The following is a 24,527-nucleotide window of genomic DNA, read 5'->3' on the forward strand; positions in this document are numbered from 1 at the left end:
TCCTTTTATTAAATTCAAGCGCCCTTTTCGTTAATGATATTCCTTTGGCTCTTCAGGTTAGTCTATCTCACCAGGTTCTTCTGGAATTAACACTTCTCCAATTTTATCAATTGAGTCAAAAGCTGTATTAACCAGTAAGGACCTTGTTATTGACATATCAAAATCAATATCTTTTTTAGCCTTGAGCCTTATGGTGGCTAATGTATTTCTACCCTCTAATGTTTGTTGAGATCCTTTATGGGAAAATGCCGCCATAATCCGCTGCTCTGTATTTCCTATACCTGCAAGTATAGAGTAATTTAACATACCCTTAGTTACATTGGTTGGTTGAACAATACTTGAATCACATGTACCTTCTGGTTGACATTCTTTAACCAATTCATACTTAGTCGGATCTAACTTCAGCTCTAAATTAAAGGCATTGATATCCTTCAATTCCGCTCCAATTATTTCCACTAAAAATTCTTCTCCTGCCTTTAACTGTTGTTTATTAGGTCTAATATCCAGTAAACCAGCAATTGACCTACCAGTTGGTATTAGTGGTGTTTTTCCTAGCTGTCCTGCTACATACATTAAATCATAAGCATCAATTACCCCATTGTAATTAATATCAACCTTCGATACCTGATTCCATGCTGTATCTGTTGTATCAACACCCATGTAGCTAGCAAAGAATAGTAGATCTTCATCATCAATTGCACCATTTGGTATATTTTCACCCACAACCGTTCCAACTGTTTTATCTTTTTTATATGGTCTAAATTCTTGTGCAGAACCAAATTTCCCTACAGCATCATTAATTGTCAACTTGATGTATCTAGCTGTCACATTATCGTTAAAGGAAATGGTTTTAACATCTTTATTTCTTTCGAACGTTCCATTAGTGATAATATTTTTGTACGTTTTACCATCTAAACTGACATCTAAATTATATTTTAAGATGGTTCCATTTCCAGCATCAGGTCTTGGAAGATATTCTAGCTTATCTAATTGGTAAGCTAACTTCATATCAATTTCATAGGTATGAGGCAATACATTTCCATCAGACCATTCAGTATGCCATAAAGTATTATCGTCACCATCCACAGCTTTAGACCCTTCACTGCCCGGTTGTTCACTACTTACTTTTGCTGTCATATTCTTAGGTACGTTTCGATATCGATCAAGCTTTGTTCTAGCTTTAACTTCATCACTCCAATTTGATACTCCCTTTGAATTTGCTGCTCTAACTCTGTAAGAATATTCTGTATCAGCTGTTAAACCTGAATGAACATAGAAAGGTACTTGTTCACCATCGGTTGCCTTAAATACATTTGTATAGATTACACCATTAATCAATAAATCATAAGTATTGTTACCATCAACTTCATCCCAATTTAATTTGATACTTTTATCCGTAATATTTTCATCTTTTGCTCCCAGTCCTGTTGGAACATTTGGTACTGCTTCATCCACTACATCCTTAACTTCGGTATTATTGAAACCATCTACTATTAATTTAATGGTATTTGCTGAAACATTAGTTTTCCCAACCTTAACATAGAGTTTAGGTGATGTAGTAATCTTCGTTTTTTCAAATTCTGAACCCTTTGTAGAATATTTATTAAAGGATGGATTTTCATTAAAGAAATATACATTATCAGAACTTTTGTATTCTTCTTCAGTTGTGACTTTTCTTAATACAACATCTTTACCTCCAACTTTAACAGATATTTTCTTTGGATTTTTACGTGTATTTACAATGAATTCTGTACCTTTATTCCTGACTATGCCAGTATATCCTTTTCCTTTTGCCTTCCCAACAGTTATAACAACTCTTTCACCTTTAACATCTGAAGTGATATTGGTTCTAGTGTTTTTATCCTTTTTATATTCATTGGTTTTCCCATCATCTTCATATAATGTGAATTTTGATTTACCAGATGGGTACACGTCAAATATTCTAGTATCAGAGCCATCCAATTGATTAATAGAATTGTTCTCAGGTGACATGGGAATAATAGCACCATTCTTAACAAACACAGGGGTCTTCCATAATGGAGCACTAAAATTATTGATGACTGACCCACCCTTATACTGATCACCTGTAAAATAATCGATCCAAATTTGATTATCATCTGGAAGGTAAATTCCGTTTCTTACAGCAGCTCTATGATCATTTTCATTATATACTGGTGCCACTAATAAATTAGGTCCCCACATATATTGATATTGTGTTTCTGTACCATACGTATTTGGATCATCAGGGTATTCTAACATCATCCCTCTAATCATGGGCATTGATTTTGATGTTGATTCTTCTGCAATCGTATAAATATACGGCATCAATTGAGCTTTCAATTTTAGATACATTCTATTAATGGATGCATATGGTTCTCCATAATTCCAAGGATTTTTCGATTTACTATAATCGTCACCTGATGATGCCCATCCATCCATATCTATTTGAATAGGAGTGAATGCCTTCCATTGGTAATCTCGTGTCTGAATGACTTTATCTCCGCCAAATATACCATCCATATCTGAACCGACATTCGGATTACCTGATAAGCCTGCTCCAATGTAAGTTGGGATATGCATCCTAATATATTCCCAATCTCCTCCATATTGGTCACCAGACCATAATGATGCATAACGTTGCGTACCTGCCCATCCATCAAGTGAAATGACGAAAGGACGTGCTCCTTGAGAGTTTTCTGCTTTTTGTATTCCTTCCGCTGCTTGACGAGTTGCATTTAAAGCCATTGAATAACCTTGTCCAACCCATGCAACATCAGTCTTTATTGCTCTTACACCAGCTTGGACTTCTCCGTCAAGGTCTCTGCGTAAAGGGCTATCTTCTGGTAATCCGGGATCTGGATATAGATTACTTTGTGTCCATAAACCTACCTCAACATCTTTCGCATTAGCTTCTTTGACAAAACTCTTTAAATTATCTAATCCGCCATAACCGCAACCATACCCATCATTTGGTAAAAACCAACCTAAAGGCATATCATTACTGCCATATTCATTTAAATTATTTAGTCCATTATTTAATAGTGTTCTTTGGTCCTTATGACCATTATGAGTTCCGTTAAAGCAATCGGCCTTCCCTAAATAAAACCCATATTTCGGCATTAGAGCAGCTTTACCGGTTAATTCAGTATATTCACCAATGATCTCTGGAATTGAATCTTCGACAAAATAATAAGCATCAAATCTTTTTTCATTATGAGAAAAGGTGGCCGTCTTAGAAAAATTATAAGCTCCTGGCTTAAACGTATTACGCATTACACCATATCCTTCAGTACTTAAATAAAATGGAACCGGACTAGAAGCAGCACCTGCATCCCAACCGCCACCAATCGCAATATTTATTGAAGTATTTTTATGGGAATAGTATCCATTTTGTTGTCCGCCACCATAAAAATATTCATTCTCTTTTGTATCAAGAGTTTGCAATGTTTTTTCATCATTATATTTAAGCGGCTCTTTTTCACTCCAAAGAACTTGGGATTTTGTTTTATCATATAAGCTCATCTTTGAAGTAGCAATTTCAATTCTTAACTCTACAGATTTTGTAGAAATCTTATAAAAATTGGCATCGCTTTTATTAACCTTCACATTTATTTTTCCGTATTCTTTATTGTAATCGCGCACACTTTTTTCAATTATTTTTGTGACGTGATCAGGTTTATTTGGAGTCGGATATTCTGGAAAATCTCCTGCTGGGTCCAAGTGCAATCTAAATAGGTTGTCCTTAAGGAAACTAATTTTTATTTTTTCACCTGTTGAAAAATCAAGATAAACATCATTTCCGTCTTTTAGGATTTTCGTTACCAGGCCAATTTTCTTATACGTTTCATTAGCAACAGCCGAATTATTTAAGATTTTATCGTCCGAGGCTTTACCAGTTAAAGGAACTATTATTAAAAATAAGATGACTAATAAAAACAAGCTTGCAAATTTTTCAAGATTAGCAATCTTCATTTTTCTTTTCAACAAAATATGCCTCCCTTACAAATTAATGATTCTCTTATTTTTTTGTCTTCTTCATTTCAACCTCTTCTATACTTGACTACACCATCAACAGCTGTGGCTAGAACATCTAACTTCTCATTCAGGACTACGTAATCAGCTATTTTCCCGCTTGATATGCTACCGAATTCCATATCCTTTCCTATGCTTGCTGCTGGTGATAATGAAGCACTGTGCCATATTTTATATAGCGGCTCACTGCTCCAACTTTTTAAATTTTTCACTCCATCTATTAGTTTCAAAGTGCTGCCAGCTAAGGATCCTGTTTCTGTTCGAGCCATGCCATCTTTCATTACAACAGTGAATTCACCTAGTTGATATTCTCCATCAGGCATTAACCCTGCGCGCATACAGTCCGTAATTAGTACCAGCTTGTCCCCTTTAACACGTAACGCCAATGTTGCAATGTCTGGATGTACATGAAAACCATCACAAATTAATTCAGCAAAAGTGTTAGGATTCGTTAATGCCGCACCTACCACACCTGGGTCACGATGATGTAACCCTGACATCCCGTTAAATAAATGGACAAAGTTTTGGGCACCCGCATTAATGGCCCTCTTACAGCAAGCATGACTTGCGTCCGTATGTGCTATGCATACAAATACACCATCTTTACTTACATTATTAATAAACTCCAACGTGTTTTCTCGTTCAGGTGCCAGGGCAATTTTTACAATGGTTCCTTCTGAAAGTCTCTTTATTTCTTGAAATTCCTCATAATCTGGATTCCGAAAGTAAATAGAATTTTGGGCTCCTTTATGTTGTTCAGAAAGGTAGGGGCCTTCCAGAAAAATCCCTTCTGATTGTGCGCCAGCCAGTCCTTGTCTGACCGCTTCTGTAATCGCTAAAATAGCTTGATTCAAATCTGTTTTAGACGATGTCAATGTTGTTGGTAAAAAACGCGTAACACCAAGTTGTAAAATCGCTTTCGAAATTTCATGAACTGCTTCCGCAGTTCCGTCCATTATGTCATACCCCTTAATCCCATGAATATGGGTGTCAAATAAACCCGGGGCAATTATATGTCCACTCCAATCGATAACATCGGAACCTAAGGGAACCGTCTCTGAAAATCCACCAAATAATCCATTACACACTAGCAAATATCCACCTTGTTTTTCTTCATTCTCCATTAAATATCGCTCTGCTTTAATATAATATTTCACCTTGAATCCGCTTCCTTTTTTACGCTTATATTCCAGCTACATCTTCTTCTGTTTGTTGCTGTATTTTTTTAAATTCCTTAATATTTTCTTTACCATCTTTTATCATCTTGTCGATAAATGCATCAAGACTGAGTTCCCGATGAAATATTCCGCTCAACAACATAGGTAAGTTTGTTCCCGCCACCACTCGAATATTATCTTTATCTGAAGCTATCCTAGAGCACACATTAAATGGAGTTCCACCCGCCAAATCCGTAAAACATACCACTCCTGCTCCTGTTTCCACCTTATCAATAGCTTTTTTGACAACCTGCTCAAATATCGTTACATCTACTTCAAATGGAATAACCTCTACTTGCTTTATTTCTCCAGCAATTAACTGAACCGATTCAAATATTCCATTTGGAAAAGAACCATGTCCTGTCAGCACAATTCCAATCATTTATCTCATCCTCACTTATCAGTTTTTAGTGTTAAGATATTAAGATTATAAAATATTAAAGTAAGATCCTATTAAACCGACTACAACTGTTAGACCAATCAACATTAAAGGAGAACGCCCCTTTTTAAGTAACCAGTACATTAGTATGGTATATACTAACGGCAGCATTGCTGGCATGATCATATCTAATACATCTGTTTGGATATTTAATTTTGCGTCTCCAGATTTCCAAACATATTCAACTTTAAATGCGACATAAGTGGCAATTAAACCACCAACTACTGTCAAACCAACAATTGATGCAGCGCGGGAAACGAATTTTGTACCATTTTTTAGTTTCACAATTGCTTTAACACCTGTTTTATATCCATAGTTCATTAATCCGAACCGGACACCAAAGTGAATAATATTAAATGATATTAAGAATACGATTGGTCCAAGGGGGTTCCCCTCTACCGCTAAAGAAGCACCAATTCCCGCTGTAATCGGTAATAAAGTAAGATAAAACAATGCATCCCCTATACCACCAAGTGGACCCATCATAGCAACACGAATACCACGAATAGCCTCTCTATCTTCTTTCTTTTGTTCCATTGCTAAAATCACACCCATAATAAATGTTACTAAAAACGGATGCGTATTAAAGAATTCCATATGGTCTTTCATTGATTTACTTAAATCTTTTTTATTTTTATGGATATGCCTTAGACCTGGTAAAATGGAGTAAAGCCATCCGGCCGATTGCATACGTTCATAGTTAAAAGATGCTTGTAATAGTAAAGAACGCCATACTAGGATTCGTAATTGCTTCTGTTGTAAATCCGGAGCTTCAGTTTCATCTTCATAGTGATTAGATGCCATCGGTGATTTCCTCCTCACTAGGCTGATATTTATCTGGACCTTGTTTTTCTTTGTTTTGGTAAAAATCATACAAGGCGATTGCCAAACCAATTAATGCGATTGCCAAAATTGGCATTTCTAAATAAGCTGCTGCGACAAATCCTATAATAAAGAACATGATATATTCGACTTTCATCATAATTTTCAATAACATCGCAAATCCAATGGCCGGCATAATCCCTCCGGCTATGGACAATCCGCCAATAATCCATTGTGGTACTGTTTCAACAAATCCTGATGCTTTTTCCGCTCCAAAGAAAATGGGTAAAAACGCTATAACTGCATAAAATGTAAACAGAATGAACAAGCCTAAATAATTTATTCGTTCAATCCCTTTATAATTTGCTTCTAGTGCATATTGATCGGCTTTGTGCATCATTGGTGCAAATAATGTGAAAAACAAGGTAATTAACCCTTGTACTGCTACAGCAAACGGTATTGCCACCCCAACTGCAACTTTTGGGTCCTGACCAGCAATAATACCAAATGCTGTTCCAATCACTCCCCCAATAACAACGTTCGGTGGCTGTGCACCAGCAAGCGGCACCATACCCATCCATATTAACTCCAAAGTTCCTCCAACTATTAAACCAGTCTGAACGTCCCCTAAAATTAGACCAACTACAAGTCCCGTAACTACCGGACGGTGAATATGGGTTAATCCATTAAATAGATCGACACCGATAATCCCAGCCCATAAAGCAATTAATAATGCTTCGACTAACATAAGTTATCCCCCCCTAAAATTTACTTTAATCTGCTATTCTTTTAAAATAAATCTAATATATTTAGTCCCTTTTCGCTTGGTACTCTTCTTAAATCTAACTTCACGCCTAGTTCTCCCAGACGTTTAAATGCAGCGATATCTTTTTCATCAACAGATACAGTAGAGGAAATCTGTTTTTTCCCTTCTTCATAATGCATATTTCCAATATTCAACTGCTCAATTTGCACTCCGCCTTCCTTTAGCGCCAATGCATCATGCACATCTTTTACAACTAAGAATATTTTTTGACGAGAAGACGCTTTATGAATGACGTCAATCGTTTTTTGTAATGAAAAATAGCGTGATTGAATAACATCAGGCAATACCATATCCATTAAATTTTGTTGAATTTCATCTGTGGATACCTTGTCATTTGCAACGACAATTAAGTTTGCCCCCAGATGGTTGACCCATGTAACCCCCACTTGACCATGTATTAAACGATTATCGATTCTGGTTAATAAAATATTTGGAGCTGACATAAAATTTCTTCCTTTCATAAATGAGATTTTACGACATTTTAAGATTTGAATTCCAATTGGCTTCAAAGTACGAATTCTAAGAGTTAAAGAAGAAAATTGCCTCAATACTTCCTGTTTCTACTAAACGCTCATCATTACCAATAATATCCCTTAACAATTGAAAGCGTTTGCAATGAAAATGAAAAAAAGCAGTCAATGAACTCATGGAAATACTGGGTTGCAGACCCCGGATTCTGTAGATATATTTAATAAAAGGACGAGTGGCCATATACATTAATAAATTTCTTCACATCAAAATTATCTGTCATGATCCCTGAGCACACGCATGTTCAATCATTTTTCCTCGAGTAACTCAGGGATTTCACGGTAAGCCCCCTCGGCAGCTTCAACTTCGTTAAACTAAAGCAGGAGCGACAGGATTTGATTGAAGGCATTGAATCTTTCCTTCAATTAATTGAGTGACAACCGCTTGATTCATTATTTATTGACCCAGTTGATGAATCACTTTTTTACCTCTAGTTCCTGTTTTCATTAAAAAACACGGCGCTTATATTGAATCCTTATTTTACTTTCTCGAACCAGGAACTGGCTGTCTCTTTCAATACTACATTCAGTTCTTCAATATTTCTTTTACCTGTATCTTGTAACCAGGCACGGCCTGCTTGTTCTCCACTAATAGCAAATGATGCCACACCATCTTTCCATGTTGCCCGGCCACATAACACACCGTTAAAGGTAGAACCGGATTCTCTGGCAAATTTCAATGTTTCTTGGAATAGTTTTGCACTTACACCTGCACTCAAGAAAATAAACGGCAGTTCTGTTGCTTCACTCTGTTCTTTGAAAAGAAAGGCAGCTTCTTCTTTACTATAAACAGTTTCGCCTTCTGCATAACCTTCCACAAAGTTCATATCTATCGGAACTTCAACTTTCAACACATCAACTTGATATTGAGGTTTGGAGAACTCCTTCATGGCCCTGATCACTTTATTCGGTTTCACTTTTGCGTACTCTTTACTTTTTACATCATTATTTTCCGCATCATAAGTGACAATTTCCAAGAAAAATGGAAGATCCTCAGCCGCACACTCGGATCCAACACGTTCCATATAGACATGCTTATAGTTATTAATTTTCTCTTCTTCATCTACATCATAATAAAGTAAGAATTTGATAGCATCAGCACCGGCTTCCTTCAAACGTTGTACTGAACATTCCGGTAATAAATCAGGCAACCGGCCCACTTCTGAGGCATCGTAACCGGTTTTTTCATAGGCCACTAATAAACCTGCGTTCTTATCGCGGACCTTTGCTGCCGGCAGACCATATTCTGGGTCCAAAAGTATAGCGGTTGCAAATGGTGTTAATTCCTCAGAAACCAATTCTTTGAAACGGATGATACCATCATCTCCCACTAGATTTGCATCGCCAGACGCAATCATTTTTTTCAAAGAGCCACGTTGATCGATGGCTAATGCTCCAATCACGCCATTTTCATCCGATAAGCGTTTAAGAGCTTCTAATTTATTTTTGGTGAGATCTAACATTGGCATTCTCCTATCAATCTATTTTTTTAACTTTTACGCAATCATAGTACTTTTTAAATTTTCTTATATTTACAAAACCAGTTACGGCTTCCATTGCATTCAACATTCCTGTGGTCATAGCCGTTTTCAGTACAGACTCCACCGTTTGATTTCGGTTCAGTGCCACAGCTAACCCAGCAACGGTCGCATCTCCGGATCCTACAGGATTGACCACATCTATTTTTGGAATCGTAACCTGATAATAATCATCCCCATGCCTGACAAAGGCACCTTTATCACCCACGGACACGACAATCCACTCAATCCCCTTAAAAATCTCATGGTTTAACGTTTGTTTCAAATCGATGTTTCCAGTTTCAGTTTCGAAGCCCAACAGCTGAGACAATTCCGCAGTATTCGGCTTGATGGCAAAAGGTTTTTTCTCATGTTTCAAGACTTGTTTTAACTCTTCCCCTGACGAATCAACAATTACGGGCTTTCCCTTATTACAACTGATTTCAACCATTTTACGATAAAAGTGGGTTGGTAACCCTTTCGGTAAACTTCCTGAAATCGTAACCAGGGAAGCGGTTGTGAGCAGGCATTCGAATTTCTCTAAAAAAGCTGTCCCTTCTTCTTTGGATAACGTCGGTCCAGATTCTAAAATCTCTGTTTGCATTCCCTCATGAAGAATGGCGATACAATTTCTTGATTCTTTTTCGATTCTCAAAAAGTCATTGGGAATATTACTATCATTTAATTCCTGAACAATGTAATCACCAATCGTTCCGCCTAACACACCTGTCGCCAAGACCTCGCCTTCCATTTGTGAAATCACTCGGGCAACATTCAAGCCTTTTCCACCAGCCGTTTTTCGTACCGTTTCCACCCGGTTGACATCATCAAACTTGAATGCATCAACCGGATAAGAAATATCGACAGATGGATTCATTGTTACAGCTAAAATCATCGTAATCACTCTTTCTGGTTGTTGTTTAGGCTTGACCATCCATGTAAGCCATGATTAAATCAAGCTCAGGACTAACTCGATAAAGTCAGCAGCCTAAGCAATTTTCCACAATTGTTTTCGAACTGAACACTCCTAGCAAGTGCATTACATGCCATATAAATGGTTTTGCCGCAGTGGCATTACCTCATTGCCGACATCGGGTCTTTTCTCTTAATAAATATCGGCTCAAAACAGGAGTTACCACCTTATCCTCAAGAAAAAACCAAATCTGCAAAATACATATTGATATGCTTGTTTCCCCATCATTACAAAGCTTTCAAATACCTTCTTTTACTTATATTCGTATAGGGTTACGCCCTTCACCACACGGTTAACCGTTCCTGTCGGTGAAGGTGAATCAGGTGTATTACCGACTTTTACGGAAGCTAGCAGTGAGACAGTTTGCCCAACCATGACAAAGGGTAATGCCAGGTAAACATCCGGTACGGATTGAGCATCACTGCCAAATAAAAACGTGTTCCCAACAAATCTGGATTTGCCATCGACTTCAATGGCACAAATATAGTTGGCAATGTTATCTCGCTGCAATTCATTTAACATATCCAAATCATATTGACGTGTATAAGGGTGATTGGAAACAAAAACAAAAACCAACGTTTTTTCATTGACAAATGATTTAGGCCCGTGTCGGAATCCCAATGGCGAATCAAATGCTGTAACAATTTTTCCCGCCGTTAGCTCTAATACCTTTAACTGCGATTCTCTCGCTAAGCCTTCAAAACTTCCTGAGCCCAGATAAATGATCCGGTCAAAATCACGGTCGATGATTTTTTGGATATCCTCTTCTCTAGGAATAACACTTTCACCCATTTGGCGAATCTTCTGGACAATTGACCCTTTTTCCTCCAGTGGCAGCGGATCAAAAATGAGTAATGTTGTTAGTGTCATGCATGAGTAGCTGCCGGTCATGGCAAAGCCTTGATCATTGGCTTTTTCGGGCATCAATAACAAAAGATTGTGTTCATCACCTTTGGCCCTTTTCGCTAACTCGCCATCATTAGCACAAGTAATCGTTAACTGGTAGAAGTTCGTTACGATTTGTTCTGCTAATTCAACGGCTGCTACACTTTCGGGACTATTGCCGCTTCGAGCAAATGATACCAACAAGGTTGGGAAATCTGCTTTTAAAAATTCATAGGGGTTTGACACCAAATTGGTAGTCGGAACACTCAGCAATTCCCATTTTTTTTCATCCACTTTTCCTTTTAAATAAGGTGTGACAGTATCACCGACATAGGCAGAAGTTCCGGCACCTGTAAAAATGACACGTATTCGTTCATGTTGCTCAGCCAGTTTTTGCAAAAATGCTTGAATCTCTACGTGTTTCTTTCTATATAATGAATAGGTTTCATCCCATAAAACAGGTTGTTGCTTGATTTCCTCTGTTGTAATCGATGCACCTAACGATACTAATTTTTCTTTATCAAGTGTAAACATCTCCAACACTTCTCCTTTTTTATAATCTCTCGAAAACTCGTAAACCTGCACCAACGACGCCGTTATCTTGCTTCAATGTGCTGATGCTCATTTGCCCTAAAATATGTTGTTGTTCAGGTAATTGGTAGCTTTTTAGCTTTTCTTTCATTAACTTAAGCAGAAAAGGATTATTTACGATGACACTGCCTCCGAAAACCATTTTATGTGGATCCAATAAACAGGAAATCGAATAAAGTCCTTGAGCTAAGTTGTCAGTCACATCTTCAATGATGCGATATTCACATGTCCCATTTGCATAGCCTGCAAAAACTTCTTTAGTGGAAATATTTTCAACTTGCAATTCCTTTTCCGCCAACTTTTCGATGGCAGGCCCAGCAGCCACTTTTTCCAATCGCTTAATTCCCTTATTGTCTGCCTTCGAAAGTACCGGTATCAACCCAAGTTCCCCGGCGAATCCTGCCCCCCTGAAAAATGAACCATTTTGAATGATGGAACAGGAGATTCCGGTACTAATAGTCACATAGACAAATGTCTCGTTCCGCTTTACCTGAGCTGCCTTCCACTCGGCAAATGCCGCCATATAAACATCATTGTCAATACTAATTTGTTCGAGTCCGAATTGCTCCCGTAAACGGGCAGTGATGGGGAACTGTTTCCAAGGTAAATTATTTTGAAAAATAGCTACGCCATTTTCACAATCAACTTTACCTGGTACACCCACACCGATGCCCTCTATGTCATCTAGGGAATAAGATGATTTTTCAAGAACTTGTTCCACTGCTTCTAAAACTCTGGCAAACATTTTTTCCCGATCTGAAGGATCACTTTTTACATCCACGCGCTTCAGCAATTCTCCCGATTCCGTAATGATACCCGCTGCAATTTTTGTCCCTCCAATGTCAATGCCGATTGCATTTTTCATTTTCCTGCACCTCTTATTCCTCTCCATCGTTTACTTTTCGAACAAACGATTCCGAACACTTCATAGTCTTTCCCCACTCCTCAAAATAGTCAACTAATTCAGAATTTTTATACCACCTTTATATAGTTGGGTTGTTGGTACAAGTTTATTTTAATAAAAACTCATAGCCAAAATACTATGAGTTTTTTTAAAACGAAAGTTCAGGATTAGAGTGTCTAAATAAGCCTGCCTTCCAAAAACCATACTTACAATCTATACTTATTTATTTTACACCATCACAACTTGTTGGGTCAACCCAACAAGTTGTGATATCCTAGAATTAATTTTAGGTTTAAGTCCCCTATTGAATCGTGTACATTTTTCTATTTATTTTCCGCCTGTTACTGCAATTCCTTCAATAAATTGTTTTTGCAAGAAGATAAATAAAATCAGCATTGGCAGTATCGCTAAAAAGGAGCCTGCCATAAGTATAGGATAGTTTGTTAAATATTGACCTTGAAGCGATGACAATCCGACAGAAAGTGTCATTGCTTCAGGAGAACTATTTACGATCATTGGCCACATCAATTCATTCCAGCTCCAAAGAGTAGTGAAAATGCCCAAAGCAATCAACCCAGGTTTCGCGAGGGGAAGCATTACTTTCCAGTAAATTTGAAAATGGTTACAGCCATCAAGTCTGGCTGCCTCTTCTAGTTCTTTTGGAAGTCCCATAAAGAATTGCCTTAACAGGAACGTACCGAATGCACTAAACAAACCTGGTACTATTACCGCCTGTAATGTATTTAACCAGCCAAGATCCACCATAATCATATATTGCGGGAGTAAAAACACTTGCCCTGGTACCATTAATACCGATAAAGCTAACATGAACAGAATGTTCCTGCCTGGAAATTCAATTCGAGCGAATGCATAGGCGGCTAACGAACACAAAAATAGCTGGCCTGCTGTCCGGACGATCGTAATTATAAAGGTATTAAACATAAATTTGAAAAAAGGCAGAAGTCCAAAAACCTCTATATAGTTCCCCCATTGGAAATCCTTAGGAATTATAACAGGCGGAACATGAATAGATTCAGCATAGGTTTTTAATGAGGTTAAGATCATCCATAAAAAAGGCATGACCATTGCCACGGATCCTATAATAAGGACGAAATGGATAAGGAATGTCTTACTTGTTACAAACTGTCTCGTTCTTTCCAATGGTTCTCCCTCCTTTAGTCATAATGAACCCATTTTTTTTGTAAGACCATTTGGATTGCAGTGATAATCAGGATTACTATTAATAATAGAACAGCGATTGCTGCTGCATATCCCTTATCGTTTAAAACGAAAGCGTGCTGATAGAATAAATAAACTACCGATTGTGTGCTTTCCAAGGCTGTACTACTTTTTCCAATCATCATGAAAATTAGATCAAACACCTGAAAAGCTCCAATTAGAGAAGTGATACTTACAAAGAAAATAACAGGAGAGAGCAGTGGCAGTGTAATTTTAAAGAACACACTGATCGGTCCTGCTCCATCCATTTCTGCTGCTTCATAATAGGACTTTGGAATTCCTTGCAGTCCGGAAAGAAAAATGACCATGTTATAACCAATTCCACTCCAGATTGCTACCACAATAATCGAAAATAAGGCAATTTTCGGATCACTTACCCACTGGGGACCCTTGATCCCAAATAAAGATAAAAGATAGTTTAGCAGTCCATAATCAGAATTATAAAGCCATTTCCAAACCATTGCGATGGCAGCAGGCATCGTAATTACGGGTAAGAAATATAATGTGCGATATACGGATTTCCCTTTAATTTTCTGGTTTAGGAGTACCGCTATTATAATAGAGAAGAAAATCCCGATTGGGACAGTGATAATAATATAAATCCCCGTATTCTTAAATGATTTCATAAGGTTAGTATCCTCAAGCATCCGCTTATAGTTATCTAACCCCGTCCACTCATATTGACCAAATGCTCCCCATTCCGTGAAACTAAAATATAAGGTCTGAAAGATAGGCCACAAGTAAAAAATGAACAAACCGAGCATGGTAGGGGCAATCATGAGATAAGCCCAAAAGAAGTCTGAACTTTTCCTTGTCTTCGTTAAGTTGGAAACCTTAAGTTTTGCATTCGTATTCACTTCAACCTGTAGAGGATGTTCCTTCACTGCATTCACTCCTTTTAAGGAAAGAAGAGAAGAATCATCTTCTCTTCTTCATTTTTTCTACTTCTTGGATAGCGCCTCATTTGCCTTTTCTGTTAACTCTCTTACAGCGTCGTCCACACTTTCTTCTTCACTCCATACCTTTTTAAGAACGTCCGTTTCATACTGCCAAATTTCTCCTGTCCTTATAACACTAGGCAATGGAACAGAATAATCGACACCATCAATAAAGGCCTGAAGATTTATATTTGGAACGGCTTGTATCCAAGCATCCTGTGTATCATTATAAGCTGGAATAACCGTCCCTGTTTTCGCAAATATATCTGCGGCTTCTTTAGAGCCTAGGAACTGGACAAACTTCCATGAAGCGTCTTTATGCTTTGTGTTAGCCGCAATAACATTGGCTAGCCCATGAATGGCAACCGCGCGCTGTTTTCCTTTTGGTACTACAGCAACATTTATATCAGGATTATTCTTATACTCTTGTACCATCCAAGGACCATCAAACATCATCGCTACTTTTCCTGAAGAGAATAATTCAGAAGCGGCTGTTTCTGTCATTTGAGCCTGTGTTGGAGATAATCCCTCCTTAATGAAACTAATATTATAATTTAGCGCATCAATGGCCTCCGGCTGATCAAAACCTACAGACTTACCATCGTCAGAAATAATATAACCGCCATTTTGCCAGATAAAATCATAATAGCCACCTTGGTTGCCCATTAATGCAGCATAGCCCCAAATACCTTTGTCTTTATCTGTCAGTTTTTTAGCGACTTCCTTTAACTTACTCCAATCCCAAGTGTCATCTGGATATGGTACACCTGCTTCATCAAAGATTTTTTTGTTATACCATAAGCCCGTTGTATCAAAGTCTTTTGGAATACCGAATATTTCTCCTTTTACGGTATAAAGGTCAATTAAAGATTTCGGATAATTATCTAAGCCATAGTTTTCTTTTTTTGCAAGGTCAGTAAGTGGGAGGATTACCTTTCCTTCTGCATATTTCTCAACATGGGCACCATTCATCCACATAACATCTGGCAACGCTGCCCCAGTTGCAGCAGTTTCAAGTTTTTGAAAATACTGGCCATAAGGAGTCATCTCCGTTTTTACTTTAATGTCCGGATATTTTTCGTTAAATAATTTGATGACTTCATCAATGGCAGTGACTTGCTTCTTATCCCAAAATCCATAAGTAATTTCAACCTTTCCGTCCCCTGATGCAGTGTCATCATTACTACATCCAGCTAATCCTATTAATCCTAAAATTGTGGTTAAAAGCATTATTAGCCATTTTTTCATCATGTTACCTTCTTTCAAATAAAGTTTTGTAGATTTCTAACAAAATACTTCTTGAACACGAATGGTTTTGTGACAATTTTCACCATGATTACCCTTACATTTATTTATTCCATTAAAACTTTTACTACAGCATAAATTAGAAATACGTACGAGTGCGATTTGTATAGGGCTTACCACCTCCACAAAATAAAATAGGCTCGGAAAATAAAACCAGGATGTGAACAAATCTTCTTTGTTGAATTTACACTCCAAAGAAAATGGTAGATGGTGCCTTTCTCTTAATATAAGGAAATTACTTACCTCTTGGTTTTTCTTTTAAACTATTATAATAATCGTCAATATTAATGGATTGACCCTGTTTTAGCCTTGACTCTTCAGCAGCAAATGCCATTAGGTGACTTCTTACTGAAGCAAGTGCGGAAGAAACGCTATCTTGTTTATTTCCATATTGAATTTCTCTCAAGAAAGTCCTAATGATGCTGTTATCTCCACCACCATGTCCACCAATGGGATTGTCAAATCTTATTATCGTTTCATGCTTGGTGAGAAAATTAAAAATCGAAATACTATTTTCCTCCATATTCCCACGTATTTCTCCTTTTGTTCCCATTATTTGAACAATACGTGTTTGCTCCCTTGTGAACCCGCACATACTAAACGTCGCTGTTGCTCCACCCTCGAATTCCATATTTACAACTTGATGATCCACCACATCATTATCTGAGCGATATACGCATTTTCCAAATGGTGTTTCATTTAATGCTTTTATTATTCCTTCATTTGTATAGTCCTCTGTAAATTTCCTTGCCCATCCTTTTCCTTCCCCTAGATAATACCTTCCAGCATGAAATGGGCATTCATGTTCAACAGGACAGCCATCTAAACATCTTTTCGGTGCTCCAATTGGTGCATTTTCTTCCTTAAAATGCATAAGCGAACCATATGAACTAATGCGTTTACACTCCTTGTCTATCACGAAAGAAATAATATCCATATCATGACATGATTTTTGCAGAATCATCGGACTTGTTCGTTCTTTATTATTCCAATTGCCACGTACAAAGCTATGCGACATATGCATAACTTCTACATTTTCATTTAATTGAAGCGAAACTACCTCACCAATTTCTCCTGATGAAATGATCTTTTTAATTGTTGCCCAAAATTCTGTATACCTCAATACATGGCATATTGTAAGATGTCGATTATACTTTTGGGCTGCTTGTTCCATCGCTATGCATTCCATTGGATCTGGGGACATAGGCTTTTCCAACAAAACATGATAACCCAGTTCCAATGCTTTCATGGTCGGTTTAAAGTGATTGCGATCAAGTGTACAAATAATAGCTACATCAGCAATTTTTCTTCCTGAATTGAATGCATCTTCCCAAGATTCATAACTATTTTCGTTGGAAATATTATGTTCTTGTTGAAATTTAGTTCTTCTTTCTTTATTCGGCTCAGCCACACCTGTGATCTTTAATTCATTAGGGTATTCTAAGGCATAAGGTGCATAAGCTCTTACCCCTCTGTCACCTGCCCCGATTATTATTGCTGTCATTTGTTTCATGGTTTACTCTCCTATCTTCCATTTTTCCGATAGTTTTCCTGATTTACTCCAAACGTTTTCCAACAAATTTCAAAAAAAGAACCGCTTAGGTTCGTTTTATATTAGATGATTCCCGAAGGACTAATTCAAATGGCAATATGATTTTTATCGGAAGTTTAATCTTCCCTTCTACCATTTCCATAATAGTTTTAGCTGCAATTCTTCCCATTTCATATTTAGGGATGTCTACCGTCGAAAGCTGTGGAGACGAATATTTCCCCATTTCAATATTATCAACCCCAAAGAAAGCGATATCCTCTGGAATTCTAAGTTTATTTTCTCTGACAGCTCTCATGGCAGGGATGGCCATCAAGTCACTCGCACAAACCATTGCTGTTGGCATATGCAATGGATCACTTTTAATTAAAGTTTTCATTTTCTCATAGCTGTTTTCCATTTTCCACTGTGTATTCATTACCCATTCAGATTGGATGGCTAGCCCGGCTTCTTCCATGGCATGTTGAAAACCTTTAAAACGATGTTCAGCATACAAATTTTCAAAAGTTTCATTAACACCTCCACCAATAAAACCTATGTCCCGGTGCCCTTGCTTAACTAAATACTGAACCACCATTTTAATAGATTCCTCGCGATCGTAGTCTACGATTGCTATATTTTTATCTGTATAAAAAAAGTCCAATCCTACTAGAGGTATATTTTGTTGAATATATTCAATAATGCTGTCATTAATCTTATCGATAAGAAGCAGTCCTTCAATCCCCGAATCATGTATAGTCTTAAGAAGTAGCGTCTCGTTCTCAAGTTCATCCCTGGTAATACTAATCAAGTTGTAATCATGATCTGTTAATACATCACGAATACCTGTATAAATATTTGCAAAGTAAGGGTTAATTTCCGCCTGTTTTGGATTAGCTACCCATCCAATTTTCATTGTTCTTATCTTATTCTTTCCTTGCTTGTTTGCAACTAAATTTCGAGCATTTTGATTTGGTATATACCCTAACTCCTTAACAGCCTCCCAAATTTTCGCTTTTGTTTCCTGGTTAACATTTCGTGTCTGATCATTTTGAATTACTCTAGAAACAGTAGAAATGGAAACACCTACACGTTCAGCAATATCCTTTAATCTTATCACTAATAAAACACCTCTTAATTATGTACTTAAGCGCTTTCTTATAAAGGATAACAAATATTTTTATCCTTTATAAGGAAAACATTTTGAATGTTTATAATGTTTTTAAGAGTAGTTTTATTTCGTTCACATTTCCGCTTAATACTTAATGGGTTGTTGGTACAAGTTGCATTAAAAAAAAGTTCCAATAAATTGTTTTGTCGACATAACCCTGTAGTTGACTGAAAATTATGACTAAATTAAATATATACTCCATCCGTTAACCTGTCAACCCAACAACCTAAATAAATAAAAAAACTGATTCCTTTATATTGAAATGTAATTATCTCTTACATTTCATGTTAGCGGGTTTTTGGAACTTAAAAAACTCATAGACATAATGCTATGAGTGATTCAACCTTCATGTTAGTTCCGTGTAAAAGCGGCAGCGATCTCCTCGTACAATGGATATACAAAACTCAACAGGCATTCCATTAATATCATAGGCTGTCCGTTCAAGCAACAGTGCCGGAAGGCCTTCTTCCGTTTGAAGGTACTCACTTTCTTCAGCACGAATGAGGACGGGTTCAAATGCCTCTTTTGCTCTGGTTACTACGATATTAAATTGTTGTGAAAATAAATCATATAATGAAATTTCGCCAACTTTTTCAAGTTGCTCCGTATCTGAAACCACGTTCTTCGGGATGAAAGAAGATTCCAGAATATACGGTTCATCGTCGGCACAACGAAGGCGTTTCATTTCAATGACATACTCATCTTCTCCAAGCTGCAGCGCATCCCTGATTTTTGCCGTTGATTTAACTTCCTCTATTTTTAGAATGATATCTTTAGGGTTCATTCCTTTTTCTTTCAATACTTTGCTAAAGCTGTAAAAACCCATCAATGACTGTTGCAATTTTGGTTTTGCCACGAAGGTACCTTTTCCTTGAATTCGGTAAAGGATGCCTTCCTGTACTAGCTCCTCAATTGCTTTTTTAGCTGTGTTCCGGCTCACACCGAATTGGTCCATCAATTGATTTTCAGATGGGATTTTGTCACCATGTGTCCAATTCCCCTTTTCAATAGAACCCTTCAGCCTCTCCATCAATTGGTGATAAAGTGGAATTACACTTTCGTGCTGCAGTGGTTTCATTATAATAAGCCTACCTTCCATCCTTACTTACATTCTTTTAACAAATTATATCACTTATAGTGTCAACCCAACAAGTACAGTTAGGCTAGGAATTATTGCTATATGATTAAAAAGGAGCCAACAACTTGTTGACTCTTTGTTTTAAAAAGTAGAAGCTAAATCTTTTGATGTGCTATAGCCTTTTCTTTTATCTCTTGTGCTTTATCAGGCATTGCTGCATGTTCTTCAACGAATACACCTTCAAAGGAAGGTTTCAAACTCTCATCACATTAATTAATAGGAGTAACGCATTTGCTCGCTGTAGCCCTGTCTGTTTAGTTCCCCGAGTTCGCCTCATTGCTACGCTGCTGTACTTGTACCTTGTCCCCTATTTCAATGGACAACAAATCCTCACCTAATAAAACAGTTCCTCCATATGTTTTTTTAGTTCTTTCGAGCAAATTAGCTTTTTCTTCTGTTAATCCACCCAATAATACTATATGTGAGTACACAGCAAGTTTTGGTTGTATTTGTCTAAAGACTTTACCTGCTTCCTCCGGTGTAGTGTGAAGATCAAGTATATTGGCGATTGATTCTGATTCATTATCAGGTTTTGCCGCTGCAACCTCATGAATAACTACGTCAGCACCTTTAGCAAATGTAATTAGATTTTCATTATAGCGGGTGTCACCTGAGATAACTACTGAATGCCCTTTGTAATTAACCCGATAACCAAAAGCAGGCTCAATTGATTTATGGTCTACCTTGAAGGCTATTACTTCAATCCCCTTTTTGTTATAGACAATGCCCTCCTTGATATCATTTGCCATAATACTTGCTCCTTCAATGTTTCCATTTCCAGAGTCATCCCTTGCATCCAAATCGGCTTTAAATGCTTTATGCATATGTAACATCATTTTCTCGGTTCCCTTAGGTCCCCAAATGTTAAATGCTTGCTCCCTTTTCCCTCCTGTTGGTAAAGAACCTGTAAGCCATACGTCCGGTATGCCGATAGTATGATCCGAATGCAAATGAGTTAGAAATAACTTATCTACACTGCCTGGTAACATATTCGCTTTATATAATTGTAAAGCAGTTCCACGTCCAGCATCAAAGAGGAGTTTTTCATTACCAACTTCAACAAGAGTAGCTGGACCGGAGCGGGATGTACTTAAAAGTGGAGAACCTGTTCCTAATAGGGTTACTTTAAAGTCGGTTTGCTTTACAGCAGTTTGGCCAAAAGAAGGAAGTAATAATGATAATGATAGAATTATTGATACCACCAACCAAAAACCAAAAGAAGTATACCTTATTCTTTCCTTCATAACAAAAACCTCCTGTCAGATTATTTGACTTTACACAAGGAAGAACCACTTGTTTCGAATATAAAACCACGTTTCAAAAAAACATGAATACAAGCTAAATATTATAATATTTTTAATATTCAGTCAATAGTACCCAAAATAAAATCATGTACATTGTTTTAACCTTCCGACAAGATTACTGGACTCTGAAATAATATTACATAATATCGGATTTCATATTGGATCATTGTTCATACTAAATAAAAAATAACTGTTCAAGAAGGAGTTTATATGCCGAACGGAAAAAATAATCCAGCTCATCAAAAAAATCAGGTTAGTCGATTAAACGAAGTGATGGAAGTGGATACAGATGTCAATGAAGATCCTAATCGGGAGAAATTATTAGATGACTCAGTTGATTCTTTTCTAATATCGAAAAAAGAACAGGATTATTAGAGGAGAAATTTCGGTCGTTATTGTCTTGTATAAGAAATTTTGTTATTTAATTCAAATGGGCCCCTCATATTGAGAGGCCCATTTTTTATTTCATCAACGTACAGTTTCCTTAACAGCAAGACTCTGAATTATGATGTCATTAGTTGAAAATGACGATATAATGTTAGTCGAATGATTGTATTCACAAAAAGGAGGTTCGTTTCTATGAATATTTTAATTTTGGGTGCAACTGGACGCGTTGGGGGTCAATTAGTTACTTACGGTCTGCATGATAAGCATCATGTTACAGTTTTAGTACGCAATCCAGAGAAGATTGGAATAAGCAATGCCAATTTAACCATTATTCAAGGTAATGTATTAAATAAAACTGATATCGTTCGTGCTATGCATGGGATTGATGTTGTTATTAGTGCGCTTAATACTGATGGGACAACCACTTTATCAGCAAGTATGCCCCTGATTATCGAAGCAATGGAAAACGAAGGAATACAACGAATTATAACCATTGGAACAGCAGGAATCCTGCAAAGCAGAACAACCCCCAATTCTCTGCGTTATCAGTCTAGTGAATCGAAGCGAAGGTCTACCCGCGCAGCGAAAGAGCATCATAAAGTTTACGATATACTTAAACAATCAACACTTCAATGGACGATTGTCTGTCCTACGTATCTGCCCGATGGAGAAAGTGTTGGTACGTATCGTGTAGAAGGTGACTTTTTGCCGGAGGATGGGGTTGAAATATCGGTCCCGGATACAGCAGACTTTGCATTCAGCCAAATAAAAAGTAGCGATTATTTAAAATCACGTGTAGGCATTGCCTACTAATAATTCCAATTAGCGATACTCCCCTTTGAAAAAATTTGTTTAATCTTAGATGAAGTAAAGAAACCATCACGTCCTCTTTGAAAGCCGGTACAATTTTCGTAAATGCACACAATCAGCTGAACCATTGCCAAGAATATTTTCCGGTTTCATTAGGGCGAAGATTTCGCCTGTACCTTGTTCATGAACTTCTATTCCATTGTGCTATATTTCCCCTCCAAAAATAGCCACATTCTGCCGGTCAGGAGCAAAAGCAAGCCCGTTCCATTTCAATACGGTCTGTACAAATCCTAGTGAGTCGGCATTGTATCTCCCTGCGATCCTCTGATACGCTTCGAGCTCATATATGCCATCCCTATTGTAATCAACCGGATATAAACCAGATAAAGGATTGACCCACCCTTCTATTGGCGCCTTCAGTACACCATCCTTGTTATATATTTCAGCTAAATAGTCCTTATCCTTATAAGTAAGGTCAAGAATGTACCTTTCTTTTAGGTAAGTACTATTCACCTTTGCCTTGTAATGGTTTTCATAATTCACATCGTATTTATAGGTTTCATTGAAAGTATCTGAATTAAAAATGGTCATGAGATGACCGTTAAGATATGCAAAAACATACGCATAAATGGAGCCACCGCTTCCTCCTGTATCAATGACCACTAAAATGTCATCCCCCTTATTACCTGTAAAATCACCAAGAAAAATGGTCGGATTATATCCTGCGTTATTTTTCATGGGAACTTGTTGATATTGATGAGTCCTCCCATTTTGGATAACCAAAGTTATATCCCTCCAAAAGGGGCTATCAGGGGTTTTGTTTGCAGTTAGAAAAACATTGTCCTTTATCCCGTCCCCATCAATATCGCCTTGCTTTGATGTCACTATGACTGTTCTGTTGGAGTTCATTTCCCTTGTAAGAACAGTTTGGAGGTTCAGTTGCATGTCTTGCAGTTCCTGCCTTGAAGGATAAGGGTTTGGAAACGACAACGCGTTATCAATCGTTTGCATTGCTTCACTTGTTAACCCGGCCCTACTTTGAGTCTCTGCCAAACAGTACCAATAATAAGAATGATTCGTTTCTTGTATTTTTGTGTAATAGTATTGAATCACCTTTCTAATGTCATACGTATCCACCTTCATCCCACCTGTCTCTTTATTATCCATATAGAATTATATGCGGGAATTTAGTGAATAGCCTTGAGTGCATATATATTGCTGGAAACAACAATATTGTCCTTCTCCTCAAATATATCGCCTAATTATGAATGATTTCTGGGCATAATACCTTCTAATAAACAAATTCGCTTGCATAAATTTATTTAATTTGCTATTATAACTGACGAACGTTCGTTAAATTATGGGGTGATATTATTGAAAAGTAATGAAATTAAGGACGCCGCTCTAAAATATTTTACGATTCATGGTTATGAAGGAGCGTCGCTTTCTCAAATAGCTGAAGAAGTCGGCATGAAAAAGCAATCCATTTACGCTCATTTTAAAGGCAAGGATGATCTTTTTCTGCAAGTTTTACGTGATGCGAAAGAGACGGAGCTATCTTCGAAACTCCAATATTTCAGTAAAGTTGATTCAAAAGATCCTGAAAAAGATTTATTTGGATTCCTACAATTGGTCATCGATCTTTTCCAAGAAAATGAGCATATAAAGTTTTGGCTGCGTATGTCCTTTTTTCCGCCAGCACATCTTGAAAAAGAAATCGGGCAGGAAGTGATGGATATCGAGGAAAAAGTGCAGGAGATCCTTGAATGCAAATTCCATGATTGGATCAATGCCAAATTAATCGTCGATGAAGAAGCCATAACACCGACCTATGCTTTTCTGGGAGTTGTGGATTCCATTTTGCTTGAGCTTGTATACGGCAATGATGAGAAACGGCTGAAGGATAAATTAGCAGCCTCTTGGAAAGTTTTTTGGAGAGGTATTTCACAAGAATGATTCACAAAGAAAGTGGTG

Annotated in this window: 21 protein-coding genes and 1 pseudogene; 3 read left to right on the top strand and 19 right to left on the bottom strand. The window is 37.3% G+C overall.

Annotation, left to right across the window (positions count from 1 at the left end; all coding sequences use genetic code 11):
* Nucleotides 1-57: 57 nt before the first annotated feature.
* The 18 genes and pseudogenes from ACWF5P_RS12725 to ACWF5P_RS12810 form a co-directional block, all read right to left on the bottom strand.
* Complete coding sequence (locus ACWF5P_RS12725) at nt 58-3,984, bottom strand: TIM-barrel domain-containing protein (RefSeq protein WP_452444931.1); 3,927 nt, start codon at nt 3,982-3,984, stop codon at nt 58-60.
* Nucleotides 3,985-4,040: 56 nt separating this feature from the next.
* The gene (gene nagA / locus ACWF5P_RS12730) at nt 4,041-5,189 is read right to left on the bottom strand and encodes an N-acetylglucosamine-6-phosphate deacetylase (RefSeq protein WP_452444932.1); all 1,149 of its coding nucleotides are present in this window, start codon (nt 5,187-5,189) and stop codon (nt 4,041-4,043) included.
* Between the two features lie 25 nt (nt 5,190-5,214).
* Nucleotides 5,215-5,631: a PTS sugar transporter subunit IIA gene (locus ACWF5P_RS12735; RefSeq protein ID WP_328129175.1), complete on the bottom strand. Its 417-nt coding sequence runs from the start codon at nt 5,629-5,631 to the stop codon at nt 5,215-5,217.
* Between the two features lie 45 nt (nt 5,632-5,676).
* Nucleotides 5,677-6,492 carry a PTS system mannose/fructose/sorbose family transporter subunit IID gene (locus ACWF5P_RS12740; protein WP_434167240.1) on the bottom strand — a complete coding sequence of 272 codons (816 nt, stop codon included), beginning with the start codon at nt 6,490-6,492 and terminating at the stop codon, nt 5,677-5,679.
* Nucleotides 6,482-7,258 carry a PTS N-acetylgalactosamine transporter subunit IIC gene (gene agaW, locus ACWF5P_RS12745; protein WP_350299229.1) on the bottom strand — a complete coding sequence of 259 codons (777 nt, stop codon included), beginning with the start codon at nt 7,256-7,258 and terminating at the stop codon, nt 6,482-6,484. The genes ACWF5P_RS12740 and agaW overlap by 11 nt, the downstream gene beginning before the upstream one ends.
* Before the next feature lie 41 nt (nt 7,259-7,299).
* The gene (gene agaV / locus ACWF5P_RS12750; RefSeq protein WP_251542738.1) at nt 7,300-7,779 is read right to left on the bottom strand and encodes a PTS N-acetylgalactosamine transporter subunit IIB; all 480 of its coding nucleotides are present in this window, start codon (nt 7,777-7,779) and stop codon (nt 7,300-7,302) included.
* Between the two features lie 560 nt (nt 7,780-8,339).
* Nucleotides 8,340-9,326, bottom strand: coding sequence for a tagatose-bisphosphate aldolase (gene lacD / locus ACWF5P_RS12755; RefSeq protein ID WP_434167241.1), 987 nt, complete (start codon nt 9,324-9,326; stop codon nt 8,340-8,342).
* 13 nt (nt 9,327-9,339) lie between these two features.
* Entirely contained in the window at nt 9,340-10,275 is a 936-nt protein-coding gene (lacC, locus tag ACWF5P_RS12760; RefSeq protein ID WP_434167242.1) for a tagatose-6-phosphate kinase, read from the bottom strand.
* Between the two features lie 330 nt (nt 10,276-10,605).
* On the bottom strand, nt 10,606-11,772 hold the full coding sequence (gene agaS / locus ACWF5P_RS12765) for an SIS domain-containing protein (protein WP_434167243.1): 1,167 nt from the start codon (nt 11,770-11,772) through the stop codon (nt 10,606-10,608).
* Nucleotides 11,773-11,791: 19 nt separating this feature from the next.
* A complete protein-coding gene (locus tag ACWF5P_RS12770; RefSeq protein ID WP_350299233.1) occupies nt 11,792-12,694 on the bottom strand; it encodes an ROK family protein in 903 nt (300 codons plus the stop codon).
* A 366-nt stretch (nt 12,695-13,060) separates the two neighbouring features.
* Nucleotides 13,061-13,819 carry a carbohydrate ABC transporter permease gene (locus ACWF5P_RS12775; protein WP_350302896.1) on the bottom strand — a complete coding sequence of 253 codons (759 nt, stop codon included), beginning with the start codon at nt 13,817-13,819 and terminating at the stop codon, nt 13,061-13,063.
* 89 nt (nt 13,820-13,908) lie between these two features.
* Nucleotides 13,909-14,829, bottom strand: coding sequence for an ABC transporter permease subunit (locus ACWF5P_RS12780; RefSeq protein ID WP_434169687.1), 921 nt, complete (start codon nt 14,827-14,829; stop codon nt 13,909-13,911).
* A gap of 84 nt (nt 14,830-14,913) precedes the next feature.
* On the bottom strand, nt 14,914-16,158 hold the full coding sequence (locus tag ACWF5P_RS12785; protein ID WP_434169688.1) for an extracellular solute-binding protein: 1,245 nt from the start codon (nt 16,156-16,158) through the stop codon (nt 14,914-14,916).
* Nucleotides 16,159-16,450: 292 nt separating this feature from the next.
* Nucleotides 16,451-17,728 carry a Gfo/Idh/MocA family protein gene (locus ACWF5P_RS12790; RefSeq protein ID WP_452444933.1) on the bottom strand — a complete coding sequence of 426 codons (1,278 nt, stop codon included), beginning with the start codon at nt 17,726-17,728 and terminating at the stop codon, nt 16,451-16,453.
* A gap of 85 nt (nt 17,729-17,813) precedes the next feature.
* Nucleotides 17,814-18,863, bottom strand: a complete 1,050-nt coding sequence (locus tag ACWF5P_RS12795) for a LacI family DNA-binding transcriptional regulator (protein ID WP_452444934.1) — start codon at nt 18,861-18,863, stop codon at nt 17,814-17,816.
* Nucleotides 18,864-19,260: 397 nt separating this feature from the next.
* Nucleotides 19,261-19,992: a GntR family transcriptional regulator gene (locus ACWF5P_RS12800; protein ID WP_452444935.1), complete on the bottom strand. Its 732-nt coding sequence runs from the start codon at nt 19,990-19,992 to the stop codon at nt 19,261-19,263.
* Between the two features lie 141 nt (nt 19,993-20,133).
* Nucleotides 20,134-20,243, bottom strand: a pseudogene (locus ACWF5P_RS12805) (FMN-dependent NADH-azoreductase); the annotation flags it as partial.
* A 63-nt stretch (nt 20,244-20,306) separates the two neighbouring features.
* Nucleotides 20,307-21,296, bottom strand: coding sequence for an MBL fold metallo-hydrolase (locus ACWF5P_RS12810; protein WP_452444936.1), 990 nt, complete (start codon nt 21,294-21,296; stop codon nt 20,307-20,309).
* A 270-nt stretch (nt 21,297-21,566) separates the two neighbouring features.
* Here ACWF5P_RS12810 and ACWF5P_RS12815 point away from each other — a divergent pair, with 270 nt between their 5' ends.
* Complete coding sequence (locus ACWF5P_RS12815; RefSeq protein WP_452444937.1) at nt 21,567-21,731, top strand: hypothetical protein; 165 nt, start codon at nt 21,567-21,569, stop codon at nt 21,729-21,731.
* Nucleotides 21,732-21,935: 204 nt separating this feature from the next.
* Entirely contained in the window at nt 21,936-22,556 is a 621-nt protein-coding gene (locus tag ACWF5P_RS12820) for an NAD(P)H-binding protein (protein WP_434167248.1), read from the top strand.
* 201 nt (nt 22,557-22,757) lie between these two features.
* Here the strand turns inward: ACWF5P_RS12820 and ACWF5P_RS12825 are convergent, their stop codons facing one another.
* Nucleotides 22,758-23,498: a VCBS repeat-containing protein gene (locus tag ACWF5P_RS12825; RefSeq protein WP_434169689.1), complete on the bottom strand. Its 741-nt coding sequence runs from the start codon at nt 23,496-23,498 to the stop codon at nt 22,758-22,760.
* A gap of 420 nt (nt 23,499-23,918) precedes the next feature.
* Between ACWF5P_RS12825 and ACWF5P_RS12830 the strand changes: the two genes are divergently transcribed.
* Complete coding sequence (locus ACWF5P_RS12830; protein WP_452444938.1) at nt 23,919-24,509, top strand: TetR/AcrR family transcriptional regulator; 591 nt, start codon at nt 23,919-23,921, stop codon at nt 24,507-24,509.
* The last annotated feature ends 18 nt before the right edge of the window (nt 24,510-24,527 follow it).

Source organism: Peribacillus sp. NPDC055009 (genome assembly GCF_053608705.1).

Excerpts from the sequence above, each read along its gene's own strand:
- ACWF5P_RS12735 (WP_328129175.1), bottom strand. The coding sequence starts at position 5,631 with ATGATTGGAATTGTGCTGACAGGACATGGTTCTTTTCCAAATGGAATA.
- ACWF5P_RS12740 (WP_434167240.1), bottom strand. The coding sequence starts at position 6,492 with ATGGCATCTAATCACTATGAAGATGAAACTGAAGCTCCGGATTTACAA.
- agaW (WP_350299229.1), bottom strand. The coding sequence starts at position 7,258 with ATGTTAGTCGAAGCATTATTAATTGCTTTATGGGCTGGGATTATCGGT.
- agaV (WP_251542738.1), bottom strand. The coding sequence starts at position 7,779 with ATGTCAGCTCCAAATATTTTATTAACCAGAATCGATAATCGTTTAATA.
- lacD (WP_434167241.1), bottom strand. The coding sequence starts at position 9,326 with ATGTTAGATCTCACCAAAAATAAATTAGAAGCTCTTAAACGCTTATCG.
- lacC (WP_434167242.1), bottom strand. The coding sequence starts at position 10,275 with ATGATTTTAGCTGTAACAATGAATCCATCTGTCGATATTTCTTATCCG.
- agaS (WP_434167243.1), bottom strand. The coding sequence starts at position 11,772 with ATGTTTACACTTGATAAAGAAAAATTAGTATCGTTAGGTGCATCGATT.
- ACWF5P_RS12770 (WP_350299233.1), bottom strand. The coding sequence starts at position 12,694 with ATGAAAAATGCAATCGGCATTGACATTGGAGGGACAAAAATTGCAGCG.
- ACWF5P_RS12775 (WP_350302896.1), bottom strand. The coding sequence starts at position 13,819 with ATGGTCATGCCTTTTTTATGGATGATCTTAACCTCATTAAAAACCTAT.
- ACWF5P_RS12785 (WP_434169688.1), bottom strand. The coding sequence starts at position 16,158 with ATGAAAAAATGGCTAATAATGCTTTTAACCACAATTTTAGGATTAATA.
- ACWF5P_RS12790 (WP_452444933.1), bottom strand. The coding sequence starts at position 17,728 with ATGAAACAAATGACAGCAATAATAATCGGGGCAGGTGACAGAGGGGTA.
- ACWF5P_RS12800 (WP_452444935.1), bottom strand. The coding sequence starts at position 19,992 with ATGAAACCACTGCAGCACGAAAGTGTAATTCCACTTTATCACCAATTG.
- ACWF5P_RS12810 (WP_452444936.1), bottom strand. The coding sequence starts at position 21,296 with ATGAAGGAAAGAATAAGGTATACTTCTTTTGGTTTTTGGTTGGTGGTA.
- ACWF5P_RS12815 (WP_452444937.1), top strand. The coding sequence starts at position 21,567 with ATGCCGAACGGAAAAAATAATCCAGCTCATCAAAAAAATCAGGTTAGT.
- ACWF5P_RS12820 (WP_434167248.1), top strand. The coding sequence starts at position 21,936 with ATGAATATTTTAATTTTGGGTGCAACTGGACGCGTTGGGGGTCAATTA.
- ACWF5P_RS12825 (WP_434169689.1), bottom strand. The coding sequence starts at position 23,498 with ATGCAACTGAACCTCCAAACTGTTCTTACAAGGGAAATGAACTCCAAC.